Below are 14,336 nucleotides of genomic sequence, written 5' to 3'. Positions count from 1 at the left end.
TAACTCTGAATACTGAACCCATACTTGCTAGATACATAAGTCGTACTTTTTGTACTTAGCGTAATTAAGCAGCCCTTGCTAATTAAAATATAGTGTTGGTTTCACGTGGAACTAAGTTTCATATTTAGCAGTTCATAAGCCTTACTTCTCTAGTTCAAACGCTGGTAAATTTGAGCTCTTTTAGCGATAAATATCGGGCTTAATGATCATCTTTTTCGTTTTTTGCTTGAGTTGTAAACTAGCTATCGATCGTTTGTGTTTTTTTCTGAGTATAACTTATCGGAAAAGATCCAATTTAATGGGATAACTCTAAACGATTTCTAAAAGCAGATTTTAATAAAACCCATATAAATCATCGCTTTGGTTTGAAATTGTTAGTGTTGTTAGGATCTATCCACAGATCGTATTTACTTGTTGATATCTCTGTTGATACTTATCTAATATTTATTGGCAACGATCTTTAATTTTAAGTTTGAGATCAATGTTGATCGCAGTTACAGCAATTTGTACTTACGTCGATCTATTACTCGTCATTGTTAGGCTTGGTTACTCGCTTGAGAAGTTATAACGGTCGTTATAATAAAAAAGCGACGGTAGGGCTAACTACAGTCGCTTTGATTGCTGCTTAAGCGTATTGATGATTCGCTTACGTGTTATTTACCAATACAGAACGAGCTGAAGATTTTTCCTAGTAGATCATCAGAAGTAAACTTACCGGTGATCTCTGATAGTGCCATTTGGCACATACGTAGTTCTTCGGCAAGTAGCTCGCCTGCGAAATATACTTCCAGTTGCTCTTTACCCAACATTAAATGGCTGCTGGCTAAATCGAGTGCTTCTAAGTGACGGCGACGAGCAATAAAACCACCTTCTAGGTTACTCTGATATCCCATTAGTGATTTTAAATGCTGTTTTAGCTCTTCAACACCTAAGCCTGTTTTGGCTGAAATGCGATAAACGCTATGACCGGCTTCTTGGGTAACAGCAAGATCTTCACCGGTTAGATCGGCTTTGTTACGCACTACTGTTACGCCTAAATTAGTTGGTAGGCGATCAATAAAGTCTGGCCAGATTTCATGTGGATCAACAGCATTGGTTGTGGTTCCATCAACCATGAACAGCACGCGATCGGCAGTTTTTATCTCATCCCAAGCACGCTCAATACCGATTTTTTCAACGGTATCAGCTGTATCGCGTAAACCTGCAGTGTCGATAATATGCAGCGGCATACCATCTAAATGAATGTGTTCGCGTAGCACGTCACGTGTGGTACCGGCAATCTCTGTCACAATGGCAGACTCTTTACCGGCAAGGGCGTTGAGTAAGCTCGATTTACCCGCATTTGGGCGGCCCGCAATAACAACCTTCATACCTTCACGGATAATTGAGCCTTGCTTTGCGCTGGCTTGTACGCCGTCTAATTGGCTGATAATACCATTGAGAGAAGCGGCAATTTTACCATCAGATAAGAAGTCGACTTCTTCGTCTGGAAAATCAATTGCAGCCTCGACGTATAAGCGCAGGTTGGTGACCTTTTCTACTAAATCGTGTACTTGAGTTGAAAATTCGCCCTGAAGTGAGTTTAAAGCGCTTTTAGCGGCTTGCTCACTGGTAGCATCAATTAAGTCAGCAATCGCTTCAGCTTGGGTCAAATCAAGCTTGTCGTTCATAAAAGCTTGTTCGCTAAACTCACCAGGTTTAGCAATACGTAGTCCGTCGACTTCCATGACACGCTTGATCAGCATATCAAGAACGATTTGGCCGCCGTGGCCTTGCAGCTCTAACACGTCTTCACCGGTAAATGAGTTTGGGCCTTTAAAGAACAGTGCAATGCCTTGGTCAATCACCTCACCATCATGATCTTTAAAGTCACAGTAATCTGCATAACGAGTTTTAGGAATATGCCCTAATACGGCCATAGCAACATTACTGGCTAGGTCGCCTGATACGCGAATAATACCTACGCCACCACGCCCTGGAGCGGTCGCTTGTGCCACGATAGTATCTGTAGTCATTACTGTGTTTCCTAATCTGATTTTCAGCGGGTTAAAAATATTGTCTCTACATAGAAAGCAAAAAAGCGGTCAATACTCAGTATTGACCGCTTTTTGTTAGTCAGAGCTAAAGATTATTTTAACCCTTTTTTCTCTAGACCAGCATAGATAATTTTCTGCTGGGTAATCGCTACTAAGTTACCTACCAACCAGTATAGAACCAGACCAGCTGGGAACCATAGGAAGAATACGGTAAAGATTACTGGCATCCACTGCATCATCTTAACTTGCATTGGGTCCATAGTCGGTGCCATTGGCTGCATCTTCTGCATAATGAACATCGAAATACCCATTAGGATTGGCAATACATAGTATGGATCTTGTACTGATAAGTCAGTAATCCAAAGCATGAATGGCGCATGACGCAATTCAACGCTTTCTAGTAATACCCAGTAAAGTGCGATGAAGATTGGCATCTGTAGCAAGATTGGAAGACAGCCACCCATAGGGTTAACTTTTTCTTTCTTGTACAGTTCCATCATAGCTTGACCCATCTTCTGACGGTCATCACCAAAGCGCTCTTTTAGTTCAGCTAGTTTAGGTTGTAGATTACGCATTTTCGCCATAGAGGTGTATTGCGCTTTCGTTAGCGGATATAGCAAACCACGAACGGTTAGAGTGATTAGGATAATCGCAATACCCCAGTTACCAACGATTGATTGGAAGAACATCAATAGTTTGTAAATTGGTACCGCTAACCACCATAGGAAACCGTAATCAACTACTAGGTTTAATGAATCAGACAATGCTGAAAGTGCTTCTTGATCCTTAGGACCAACATAGAATTCAGCTTTGATGTTTTGTGTAGCGCCAGGTGCTATATCGTAAAGTGCACCACGGAAACCGATATTAGCTAAGCCGCCAGCACTGATACTTGAGAAGATAATGTTCTTGTCATTTGCAGGTGGCACCCATGCTGATACGAAGTAATGCTGAAGCATAGCAACCCAACCACCTAGTGTTGACTTGTCTAAGTTCTTATCAGCCATATCATCGAAGCTATACTTCTCGTAGCGAGTATCTGCAGTAGAGAACGCTGCACCACGGTAAGTAGGCATCATCATGCTGCTTTCGCTTTCTTTGATACTGTGCTTAATTTGTCCATACATTTGAACTTGAAGCTGTGTATCTGAAGTGTTGTCGATTTTATAGTCAACTGCGATGTTGAACTTACCGCGAGTGAATTCAAAGACTTTAGTGTAAGTCACACCTTTGTCGCTAACAAAAGTTAGAGGCACGTTTAGTGTGTCTTGGCCGTCTGCCAATTTATACTCGCGTGATGCGCTGTCAAAGTGAGCTCGACCTTTTACAGAGCTGTCGATACCGTCACGACCAATTAGGCCACTTTGCGCGATATAATAGATATCGTTAGTTTGTTCTAGTAGAACAAACGGGTCGGTTCCATTTTCTTCAAGTTTATGAGCAAGAAGCGCAGAGTAAACAATATCACCACCAACTGGATCAATTTTGATTTCTAATTGGTCAGTAATAACTGTGATGAGTTCTTTAGATGCAGCCACAGTTTCTGGTACCGCTGAATCGGCATCAGGGACGTCTGAACTATGGGCGTCAGCAACTGTAGAAGCTGGAATAGAAGATTGTGTTTGAGCTGCAACCGCCGGTTGAGGAGCTTTATCTGCTTGCCACTGTTGCCACAGTAGAAAGCTGACAAACAGTAAACCGATCAGCAATATATTGCGTTGAGATTCCATAACCTATTTATCGCACCTATGTTTTTTGTTAGGGACGGGGTCTTCACCGCCCGGATGTAAAGGGTGACATTTTAATATGCGTTTACCTGCAAACCAACACCCTTTCACCACTCCATGCAATCGAATTGCTTCAATTGCGTAATGTGAACACGTTGGATTGAACCTACAACGAGGCCCCAGCATGGGGCTTATGAGTAGTTGGTAACCACGAATAATCGTAGTCGCTAGCCATTGTAACGGCGAGAGAGTTTTCGCCATAGCTTTTCTACTAAGTTTTTAAGTTCTGCGTTTTCCATATCAAGCACGCCATTCCTTACAAGCACCACGATATCCACAGCGGGTAGATCATGCTGGTGTAAACGGAAATTATCTCTAATTATGCGTTTAATACGGTTACGTTGGTTTGCTTTTTTGACATAACGCTTGGCAACAGTTAGTCCTAAACGTGGGTGTTGTTCAGAATTAGGAATTGCAAGTAAGGTTATTTCAGCGGAGGACGCTTTGATAGGTTTGGTAAATACAGATTTAAATTGCGCGGGAGTTAACAAACGTAACTCCCGCGTAAAGGTGTAGCTAGTCACTTGCATTTCTACGATTACGCAGAAAGACGAGCGCGACCTTTAGCACGGCGACGTGCGATGACCTTACGGCCACCTACTGTAGCCATACGAGCGCGGAAGCCGTGAGAACGCTTGCGCTTCAGGTTGCTAGGTTGAAAAGTACGTTTACTCATTATGGCAATCCGTCTTTGTTAGGTTAATAATCCTTAAATTCTATAAAATAGAACTAAGGGCAAAAAAGAGGCCGAATTGTAATCACTTTAGTTATGCGCGTCAACTACGAATCAGCGCAAGTGATTAAATATTAGTTCCTCTGGAAATGCTTCGAAGGTTTAGGTCTACAAGAATGTGTGGATAACTCTGTGAGTTACCACTACATCTTGTGGTTTAGCAGATCAAAAAGCTGATCGAAAGCTGTTTATTATAGATCGATCTGGATCGCTTTATAAAGCTGGATTTGCAGCTTTGCTAATATTTTTCGATCGCAACCGATCTTTTAAGATCGAGATATTCAAGAATAGATGATCTATCTGGGGATAAATCTATTTAAAGGATAGCGATCAGCGTGATCTCATTATAGAATAGACCTCTTTTGTATGATCTTTTGGGGATAACTCGTGGCGGTTTCACTTTGGCAACAATGTATCGCAAGGCTGCAAGATGAGCTTTCTGCTCAACAATTCAGTATGTGGATAAGACCGTTACAAGCAGAAATGGAAGGCGATACACTCGTCATCTATGCACCTAATCGCTTTGTGTTGGATTGGGTTAGGGATAAATACCTAAATATCATCAACCAATTTTTTACTGAACAAATGGGTAGCGATGCGCCAAGTTTGCGTTTCGATATCGGTAGTCGTCCGTCGGCTAAACCCGTTGTTCAGGCCACAGCAGCAGTAAAAACTAGCAGACCTGCTAGTAGAGAAGTCGTTAAGCCTTCTTTTAATACTCCGCATGCAGAGCCTATGGCGAATGCTAATCATCGCAGTAATATTAATCCGACTTACCAGTTTGATAACTTCGTTGAAGGTAAATCAAACCAATTAGGTAAAGCGGCTGCTTTGCAAGTGGCTGAAAATCCTGGTGGAGCGTATAACCCTTTGTTCCTTTATGGTGGAACAGGTTTAGGTAAAACTCACCTATTGCACGCTGTAGGTAATGGCATTATTAAGAACAAGCCAGATGCAAAAGTGGTTTACATGCATTCTGAGCGTTTTGTGCAAGACATGGTTAAAGCGTTACAAAATAACGCGATCGAAGAATTTAAGCGTTACTATCGTAGCGTTGATGCACTCTTTATTGATGACATCCAATTCTTCGCTAATAAAGATAGATCTCAAGAAGAGTTCTTCCATACCTTTAATGCTCTATTAGAAGGTAACCACCAGATCATTTTGACTTCGGATAAGTACCCGAAAGAGATCGACGGTGTTGAAGATCGTTTGAAATCACGTTTCGGTTGGGGTCTAACGGTTGCTATTGAGCCACCAGAATTAGAAACCCGAGTAGCGATCTTGATGCGTAAGGCACAAGAAAGTGGCATTAACCTACCTGATGAAGTGGCTTTCTTTATTGCTAAGCGTTTACGTTCAAACGTACGTGAGCTTGAAGGTGCATTGAATCGTGTTATTGCAAACGCTAACTTTACTGGTCGTCCGATTACTATCGATTTTGTGCGTGAAGCACTGCGTGACTTACTGGCTCTACAAGAGAAGTTAGTGACTATTGATAATATTCAAAAGACAGTAGCTGAATACTACAAGATTAAGATGGCTGACATGTTATCTAAGCGTCGTTCACGCAGCGTGGCACGACCAAGACAGATGGCAATGGCGTTATCAAAAGAGTTAACTAACCAAAGCTTACCGGAGATCGGTGATGCCTTTGGTGGTCGTGACCATACGACGGTTTTACATGCATGTCGTAAAATTGCGCAGTTGCGTGAAGAAAGTCATGACATTAAAGAAGATTATGCTAACTTGATAAGAACCTTATCTTCTTAATATCAGGGATATTTAATCAATGAAATTTTCAATTGATAGGGACGCTTTATTAAAACCGTTGCAGCTAGTAAGTGGTGCGGTAGAAAGACGTCACAACTTGCCTATATTGGCAAACCTTTTGGTAGAAGTGAGTAATCACTCACTAAAGCTTACCGGTACCGATTTAGAAGTTGAATTGGTAGGTGAAGTTCAGCTAGAAGGTGAAATCCTTGAAGGGCGTACAACCGTTCCTGCGAAGAAGTTTTTAGATATTGTTAAATCGTTACCCGATCAAGTCGAGTTAAAGATAGAGCAACAAGATAACCGTTTATTATTACGCTCTGGCCGAAGTCGCTTTACTTTAGCAACCTTGCCAGCAGAAGAATATCCAAACGTTGAAGCGTTTGAAGCGGAAATCGAGTTTACCCTTAAACAAGGTACGATGAAGTCACTCATTGATGCGACTCAGTTCTCGATGGCTAACCAAGATGTACGTTACTACCTAAATGGTTTGTTGTTAGAAACAGAAGGTAATGTACTGCGCGCTATTGCCACAGACGGTCATCGTTTAGCATTAAGTCATCGCCAAATCGAAGCTACTTTACCTGAAAAACAGGTGATTGTGCCGCGTAAAGGTGTGCTTGAATTAATGCGCTCGTTTGAGGCTGATGATTTAGATGTAACGATTGCGATTGGTGACAATGCTATTCGCGCCACAACTGCTACAGCGGTATTTACCAGTAAGTTAGTTGATGGACGTTTTCCTGATTACCGCCGAGTACTACCAAAAGGTGGTGATAAGGTGGTTATTGCCAGCCGTCAGCAGTTAAAGCAAGCGTTATTACGCGCTTCTATTTTATCTAACGAGAAGTTCCGTGGTGTACGTGTTCAGTTGGAAAACAATCTAATTAAGATCACCGCTAACAATCCTGAACAGGAAGAAGCGGAAGAGATTTTAGATGTTGAATATGAAAACGCACCACTAGAAATTGGTTTTAACGTCAGTTATTTACTAGATGTACTTAACAACTTGCCATCAGACGATGTTCGTATCACTCTGATTGACGGTAACTCAAGTGCACTAATTGATAACCATGTAGAACAAGATTCTATGTACGTTGTTATGCCAATGAGACTTTAGTCTCGCTCCTCCTTTCTATATTCTAAGGCTAGTCAGTTAATGGTAACTGACTAGCCTTATCTTTTGTTAGATTATGCTTCCTGTTGCTTTATAAGGTCATTAATGAGTCTTAGCCGTCTTCATATTGAAGCTTTTCGAAATATTACCTCAGCCCAGTTGTTGCCAGGTGAAGGCCTGAATCTGATTTATGGTCAAAATGGCAGTGGCAAAACCAGTATTTTAGAGGCAATCTATTTTCTGGGGATGGGACGCTCTTTTCGCAGCCATCTTTCACAGCGTGTAATTAAGAACGACGATGATGCGCTGACATTGTTTGCCAGCATGGAAAGTGGTGATGAGCAGAGTAAAATTGGCTTACGCCGCTTTAGAAGCGGTGATATTGAAGTAAAAATTAATGGTGATAAAGTAAAGCGTTTATCGACATTAGCTGAAACTTTACCAATCCAAGTTATTACGCCTGAGAGCTTTTCTTTGCTTTTTGAGGGGCCGAAATCAAGACGACAGTTTATTGATTGGGGGGCGTTTCATTCTGACCCACGTTTTTATGCCGCTTGGGTTAATGTTCGGCGGATTTTAAAGCAGAGAAATCAATTGCTCAGAGATGGATCGCCCTATAGTTCGATTCAATTTTGGGATAAAGAATTTATTCGTTATGCTGAACTGGTCACCGACATAAGAAAGCAATATGTAGACTCGTTAAATGAGCTACTTAAGGGTATAATCGGAGAGTTTTTACCTCAGGTTGATGTTAAGGTTTCTTTTACCCGAGGATGGGATGCAAAAACCGAGTATGCACAGCTGCTCGAGACGCAATATCCTAGAGATTTAGCCACAGGCTATACCGTCAGTGGACCACATAAAGCGGATTTACGGTTGCGAGTAGGAACACTACCTGCACAAGATGCTTTATCGCGCGGTCAACTGAAATTATTAGTCTGTGCATTACGCATTGCACAGGGAAAGTTGCTCAAACAACAAATAGATAAAAAAAGTATTTATCTGGTGGATGATCTTCCATCGGAATTGGATGCACAGCATAGAAAACTATTGTTACAGCAATTAGCGGATACCGGGGCACAAGTTTTTGTCACGGCTATTGAGCCAGCATCAATAGTAGATTCGTTAATCACGCCGCCAAGTAAGATGTTCCATGTGGAACACGGTTGTGTAACGGTAATTGAATAACCGACGAGAGAATAATATGTCAGAGAATAGTTATGATTCTTCGAGTATTAAGGTTTTAAAAGGCCTTGATGCGGTACGTAAGAGACCAGGAATGTACATCGGTGATACTGATGATGGTACAGGTCTACATCACATGGTATTCGAAGTGGTCGATAACTCTATCGATGAAGCCTTAGCGGGCCACTGTAACGACGTTGATATTACCATTCATGCCGATGGTTCTGTTTCAGTACGCGATGACGGCCGTGGTATTCCAGTTGCGATTCACCCTGAAGAAGGTGTATCAGCAGCTCAGGTTATTATGACTGTACTGCACGCTGGTGGTAAGTTCGATGATAACTCTTACAAAGTATCTGGTGGTTTGCACGGTGTAGGTGTATCGGTAGTTAACGCGCTTTCTAAAAAGCTACAGCTAACGATTCGTCGTGACGGCAAGGTGTATGAGCAGTTCTACACCATGGGTGAGCCAGATGAGCCAATTAAAGAAGTGGGCGAAGCGTCTAACACAGGTACAGAAATTCGTTTCTGGCCAAGTGAAGAGACTTTCTCTGACGTTCAATTCCACTTCGACATTCTAGCTAAACGTGTTCGTGAATTATCTTTCTTGAACTCAGGTGTTGGTATTCGTCTAGTGGACGAGCGTGACAACCGTGATGAGTTTTTCAAGTACGAAGGCGGTATTAGCGCATTTGTTGACTACTTAAACGTTAACAAAACACCAGTAAACAAAGAAGTGTTCCATTTCTGCCAAGAGCGTGAAGACGGTATTACCGTTGAAGTTGCAATGCAGTGGAACGATGGCTTCCAAGAAAATATCTTCTGTTTTACCAACAACATTCCACAGCGTGATGGTGGTACTCACTTAGCGGGCTTCCGCGGTGCGTTAACACGTAACCTGAACAACTACATGGAACGTGAGGGCTTTAACAAGAAAGGTAAGACTGCTGCAACGGGTGATGATGCTCGTGAAGGTTTAACAGCAGTTATTTCTGTGAAAGTACCGGATCCAAAGTTCAGTTCACAAACTAAAGATAAGCTAGTTTCTAGTGAAGTTAAGTCTGCTGTTGAACAAACTATGGGTGAGCAATTAGGTGACTACCTAATGGAGCATCCAAACGAAGCTAAACTTATTGTTGGTAAGATTATCGATGCTGCTCGTGCGCGTGAAGCGGCACGTAAAGCGCGTGAAATGACCCGTCGTAAAGGCGCATTAGATTTAGGTGGTTTGCCAGGTAAACTAGCTGACTGCCAAGAGAAAGACCCTGGTCTTTCTGAAATTTACATAGTGGAGGGTGACTCTGCGGGCGGTAGTGCTAAGCAGGGTCGTAACCGTAAGAACCAAGCTATTCTGCCACTGAAAGGTAAAATCCTAAACGTTGAAAAAGCACGTTTTGATAAGATGTTATCTTCACAAGAAGTTGCAACGCTAATTACTGCATTAGGTTGTGGTATTGGCCGCGACGAATACGATCCAGATAAGACGCGTTATCACAACATCGTTATCATGACCGATGCTGACGTCGACGGCTCGCACATTCGTACGCTGCTGTTGACCTTCTTCTTCCGTCAAATGCCTGAGCTTATTGAACGTGGTTATGTTTATATTGCACAGCCACCGCTATACAAGGTTAAGAAAGGTAAGCAAGAACAGTATCTTAAAGATGATCCAGCACTAACTGAGTACTTAACAACTCAAGCGCTAGATAATGCAAACATTTATCCATCGCAAGGTGCACCAGGTATGTCTGGTCAGCCATTAGAGCGCTTGGTTAATCAGTACCGTGAAGTTGAGGCTATTATTGCTCGTTTAGAGCAACGCTACCCAACTAACATCACTGATTTGATGTTGTATCACCCAGCACTTAACAACGAGATGTTAGCTGATGAAGCGCAAGTTAAAGCTTGGGCTGATGCATTTGTTGCTGATTTAACTAACAAAGAAACCGGTGGTGTTTTATATAGCGGTGAGCCAGTTCTTGACCCTGAGCGTCAATCTTACTTGCCGAAAATTACTATCCGTAAACACGGTATTGATACGCACTACTTGTTCTCATACGACTTCTTCCAGTCTACTGATTATCAACGCATCGTTAAGATGGGCGCTGAAATCAACGGTATGATTGAAGAGGGCGGCTATGTTCAACGTGGCGAGCGTACTAAAGATGTGGTGAGCTTTGTTGACGCGCTAGAGTGGTTAATGACTGAATCTAAGCGTGGCTTGTACATCCAGCGTTATAAAGGATTGGGTGAGATGAACCCTGAGCAATTGTGGGAAACTACAATGGATCCAGAATCACGCCGTATGCTACAAGTAACGATTGAAGATGCGATTGCTGCTGACCAACTATTTACCTGTTTAATGGGTGATCAAGTTGAGCCGCGTCGTGACTTTATCGAAGCTAACGCATTGAATGTAGCAAACCTAGACGTATAGGGTTGTTGCAAACAAAAAGCTAAAATTGAATCGGTGCTATATGCACCGATTTTTTTGTCAATTAATCGGTCATCAAAAATTGTTTAGTAAAGCCTTTAAAAAACTGTTTAACATTAGAGAGCGGGTGGTTATTGAAAAACCAACTAGCTTTAGTGGTTCTATGGAACAGTTGCAAGCACATCATGTTGAGCCTGCGGCTGCTCAAGTAAAACCCGCTGAAACAGCTTCTGTTGTAGCTGTTGATCTCTCAGCACTTTTTTATAGTTTATTGTTTCCAAGTACCCAATTAAACGGCACCGCGAACGAATTAGAAAAAAGTGTTTTTAGGCGAGTAGAAGCGGCTCTGGCTGCACCTAAGGCAATTGCTGAACGTGTGCTAAAAATGCCTACACAGGTAGCAGCCCTAGACAAACAGTTAGCTGATGAAAATACCGATACCAAAGCATTATTAGCCTTAATAGAGAAAGATCCTGTATTGAGTGTTGAGGTGCTTAAACTGTGTAATTCGCCGCTATTTAGACGTAGCGATAAAGATGTCACCAGCTTACAGTTAGCATTAGTGCAGTTAGGTCGAGATCAGATCCGCCGTTTTGTCACTACAGCTATGATGCGCAAGGTTATTGATGTTAAGCCAATATACTTTAGACGCTTTGGTAGCCAAATTTGGCGCCACTCAATGCAGGTTGCTTACCTTGCTAGTGAGTTAGCCGATGACGATCCTGATAGTGCTTTTTTGCTGGGTTTAGTGCATGACGTAGGCAAAATAGCCATCTTCAAGTTGCTATTAGAAGCCTTTAAACAAGCAGAACCAGGTGAGCAACCATGTTCTAGTTTATTTAGACAGGTGATGACAACTAAATCTTTGAGTTTGAGCGCCTTACTTGCACATTATTGGCAGTTACCATCGCTATTTGAGTCTGAGCTTAATCGTCTAGCGGTGGTTGATTCTAAGCCTGCTGGTGGCCTTGCGGAGGTGATATGGCGGGCCAATCTTATCAGTGAATGTTCAATGTTATTTGAGGCGGGTAAGTTACAAGCCGAACAATTAAATAGATTGTTATATGACGCTGGAGTCGATAGAACAACGTTCGATGAAATACACAAAAAACTGGTACTATTTTAATTACTTTAAATGACCGAGTTTCAAAACAAAAAAAACGCGCCCAAAGGCGCGTTTTTTATATCTGCTTATTACTTATTGCAGTAACGAGATATCAGCAGCATGTAAGAATTGCTCGCGCAGGCTAGAAAGTAGCGCTAGACGGTTGTTCTTAAGTGCTTCGTCATCAGCCATAACCATTACATCTTCGAAGAAAGTATCAACACTTTCACGTAGGTTGGCTAATAGCGCTAATGCTTCTTGATAGTTTGCAGCAGCAAATAGCGGTGCTAGTTGCGGTTGCAGTTCAGCAAGTTTAGCAGCCAGTGCTTTTTCAGCATCTTCAACAAGTAGCTTGTCGTCGATTGCAGCAGGTAGCTCGCCTTCAACTTTGGCTAAAATGTTAGATACACGCTTGTTAGCAGCAGCTAGAGCTGACGCTTGTTCAAGTGTTCTGAAGTGAGCGACAGCTTTAATACGGCTTTCAAAATCTGCAGGTGTAGTAGGGCGGCGAGCTAATACAGCTAGGATCACGTCTACACTTACACCTTGATCTTGGTACCAAGCACGGAAACGAGCCATAAAGAACTCTAGTACTTGCTCAGCAACGTCTGCGTTAGTTAGGTTTTCACCGTGTAGCGCTTGTGCCTTAGCAATTAGGTCTACAAGATCTAGTGGTAAGTTGTTCTCTAAACAGATACGTAGCACACCAATTGCAGCACGACGTAGTGCGAATGGATCCGCAGCGCCTTTAGGTGCTTGGCCAATACCAAAAATACCCACTAGCGTGTCTAGCTTCTCTGCTAATGCCACACAGATAGAGATAGGTGCCGTTGGTACTGTATCGCCAGAGAACTTAGGCTTATATTGCTCTGATAGTGCAACAGCTACCGCTTCAGTTTCACCGTTTAGGCGGGCGTAATGCATACCCATGGTGCCTTGAAGATCGGTAAATTCCATTACCATGTTAGTCATCAAATCTGACTTAGATAATAGACCTGCACGCGCAGCTTCTTCGCTGTTAGCATCAATGCTAGTAGCGATGTAACCTGCCATAGCAGAAATACGCTCAACACGTTGCTTAATAGTGCCAAGCTGCTTTTGGAATACAACAGTCTCTAGGCTCGCAAGGCGGGCTTCAAGTGTGTCTTTTTTATCTGTTTCAAAGAAGAACTCAGCATCTGCAAGACGTGGGCGAACCACTTTCTCGTTACCAGAAATAATTTGCTGTGGATCTTTAGATTCGATGTTAGTTACAAAGATAAAGTTTGGTAGCAACTGACCCGCATTATCAAATACTGGGAAGTACTTTTGGTCACCTTTCATGGTGTAAACCAAAGCTTCTGCTGGTACGTCTAAGAACTTTTCTTCAAAGCTTGCAGTAAGCACTACTGGCCACTCAACAAGAGAGGTGACTTCTTCTAATAAGTCGTCTTCAAGATCAGCTACGCCGCCAATTTTAGCTGCAGCTGCTTCAGAGTCAGTTTTGATAATTGCTTTACGTGCTTCGTAATCAGCAAGTACTTTGCCTTTCTCTTTAAGCGCAACTAAGTAGTTGTCAGCATGGTCTAGCTCAAAGCTAGATTCACCCATAAAGCGGTGGCCACGAATAACGCGATCAGACTTAATACCGAGTAGTTCACCATCAACGACTTCACTACCAAGTAGCATAGTGACAGTGTGAACTGGACGGATAAATTGTGTGGTATTGCTACCCCAACGCATTGGCTTTGGAATAGGTAATTTGTCTAATGAGCGCTGCGCCATATCTGCGATAAGGCTCTTAGTTTCAACACCAACAACGCGTGCTTGGTGTAGTAACCATTCGCCTTTATCAGTTTTTAAACGCTCTGCTTGCTCAACGGTAATACCGTTACCACGAGCCCAGCCCATCGCTGCTTTAGTTGGGTTACCGTCAGCATCAAAGGCTTGTGCAACTGCAGGGCCGCGCTTTTCAACGACTTTGTCTGCTTGTGCAAGTGCAAGTTGGTTGATGCAAATTGCCAAGCGACGAGGTGCTGCATGCCATACAGCAGACTCAAAACTTAGTTCTGCTTTAGTTAGCTCTTCAGTAAAGTTAGCCAAAAATGATTCAGCTAGTTTACGTAGTGACTTTGGTGGTAACTCTTCTGTGCCTACTTCAATGAGTAAGTTTTCAAAATTCATCTT

At 42.5% G+C, this 14,336-nt stretch carries 11 protein-coding genes; 5 read left to right on the top strand and 6 right to left on the bottom strand.

The genetic code is table 11. The features are described from left to right. Window positions 1–653: 653 nt before the first annotated feature. From mnmE to rpmH, 5 genes are all read right to left on the bottom strand, one after another. Entirely contained in the window at window positions 654–2,015 is a 1,362-nt protein-coding gene (gene mnmE / locus L2740_RS19675) for a tRNA uridine-5-carboxymethylaminomethyl(34) synthesis GTPase MnmE (RefSeq protein WP_248951739.1), read from the bottom strand. Between the two features lie 113 nt (window positions 2,016–2,128). Beyond that, complete coding sequence (gene yidC, locus L2740_RS19670) at window positions 2,129–3,766, bottom strand: membrane protein insertase YidC (RefSeq protein ID WP_248951738.1); 1,638 nt, start codon at window positions 3,764–3,766, stop codon at window positions 2,129–2,131. A gap of 3 nt (window positions 3,767–3,769) precedes the next feature. After that, on the bottom strand, window positions 3,770–4,024 hold the full coding sequence (gene yidD, locus L2740_RS19665; protein ID WP_084221438.1) for a membrane protein insertion efficiency factor YidD: 255 nt from the start codon (window positions 4,022–4,024) through the stop codon (window positions 3,770–3,772). Next, window positions 3,991–4,347: a ribonuclease P protein component gene (gene rnpA, locus L2740_RS19660; protein ID WP_086020069.1), complete on the bottom strand. Its 357-nt coding sequence runs from the start codon at window positions 4,345–4,347 to the stop codon at window positions 3,991–3,993. The genes yidD and rnpA overlap by 34 nt, the downstream gene beginning before the upstream one ends. 14 nt (window positions 4,348–4,361) lie before the next feature. After that, window positions 4,362–4,499, bottom strand: a complete 138-nt coding sequence (rpmH, locus tag L2740_RS19655) for a 50S ribosomal protein L34 (protein WP_011867659.1) — start codon at window positions 4,497–4,499, stop codon at window positions 4,362–4,364. Window positions 4,500–4,943: 444 nt separating this feature from the next. On the opposite strand from rpmH, the gene dnaA reads away from it, so the two are divergent. The 5 genes from dnaA (at window position 4,944) to L2740_RS19630 (ending at window position 12,191) form a co-directional block, all read left to right on the top strand. Continuing rightward, window positions 4,944–6,329, top strand: a complete 1,386-nt coding sequence (gene dnaA / locus L2740_RS19650) for a chromosomal replication initiator protein DnaA (RefSeq protein WP_248472117.1) — start codon at window positions 4,944–4,946, stop codon at window positions 6,327–6,329. Between the two features lie 19 nt (window positions 6,330–6,348). Next, on the top strand, window positions 6,349–7,449 hold the full coding sequence (dnaN, locus tag L2740_RS19645) for a DNA polymerase III subunit beta (protein ID WP_248472116.1): 1,101 nt from the start codon (window positions 6,349–6,351) through the stop codon (window positions 7,447–7,449). Between the two features lie 102 nt (window positions 7,450–7,551). Then, entirely contained in the window at window positions 7,552–8,634 is a 1,083-nt protein-coding gene (gene recF, locus L2740_RS19640) for a DNA replication/repair protein RecF (RefSeq protein ID WP_248472115.1), read from the top strand. Window positions 8,635–8,650: 16 nt separating this feature from the next. Continuing rightward, window positions 8,651–11,068, top strand: coding sequence for a DNA topoisomerase (ATP-hydrolyzing) subunit B (gene gyrB / locus L2740_RS19635; protein WP_248951737.1), 2,418 nt, complete (start codon window positions 8,651–8,653; stop codon window positions 11,066–11,068). Window positions 11,069–11,147: 79 nt separating this feature from the next. Then, entirely contained in the window at window positions 11,148–12,191 is a 1,044-nt protein-coding gene (locus L2740_RS19630) for an HDOD domain-containing protein (RefSeq protein WP_420833549.1), read from the top strand. A 72-nt stretch (window positions 12,192–12,263) separates the two neighbouring features. Here the strand turns inward: L2740_RS19630 and glyS are convergent, their stop codons facing one another. Continuing rightward, window positions 12,264–14,333, bottom strand: a complete 2,070-nt coding sequence (gene glyS, locus L2740_RS19625; RefSeq protein WP_248951735.1) for a glycine--tRNA ligase subunit beta — start codon at window positions 14,331–14,333, stop codon at window positions 12,264–12,266. Window positions 14,334–14,336 lie beyond the last annotated feature (3 nt).

This window comes from Shewanella pneumatophori (assembly GCF_023283895.1).
GTDB lineage: Bacteria > Pseudomonadota > Gammaproteobacteria > Enterobacterales > Shewanellaceae > Shewanella > Shewanella pneumatophori.
The sequence above is the reverse complement of the archived record's forward strand: the minus strand, read 5'-3'. Positions and strand labels throughout refer to the sequence as shown.

Excerpts from the sequence above, each read along its gene's own strand:
- mnmE (WP_248951739.1), bottom strand. The coding sequence starts at position 2,015 with ATGACTACAGATACTATCGTGGCACAAGCGACCGCTCCAGGGCGTGGT.
- yidC (WP_248951738.1), bottom strand. The coding sequence starts at position 3,766 with ATGGAATCTCAACGCAATATATTGCTGATCGGTTTACTGTTTGTCAGC.
- yidD (WP_084221438.1), bottom strand. The coding sequence starts at position 4,024 with ATGGCGAAAACTCTCTCGCCGTTACAATGGCTAGCGACTACGATTATT.
- rpmH (WP_011867659.1), bottom strand. The coding sequence starts at position 4,499 with ATGAGTAAACGTACTTTTCAACCTAGCAACCTGAAGCGCAAGCGTTCT.
- dnaN (WP_248472116.1), top strand. The coding sequence starts at position 6,349 with ATGAAATTTTCAATTGATAGGGACGCTTTATTAAAACCGTTGCAGCTA.
- recF (WP_248472115.1), top strand. The coding sequence starts at position 7,552 with ATGAGTCTTAGCCGTCTTCATATTGAAGCTTTTCGAAATATTACCTCA.
- gyrB (WP_248951737.1), top strand. The coding sequence starts at position 8,651 with ATGTCAGAGAATAGTTATGATTCTTCGAGTATTAAGGTTTTAAAAGGC.
- glyS (WP_248951735.1), bottom strand. The coding sequence starts at position 14,333 with ATGAATTTTGAAAACTTACTCATTGAAGTAGGCACAGAAGAGTTACCA.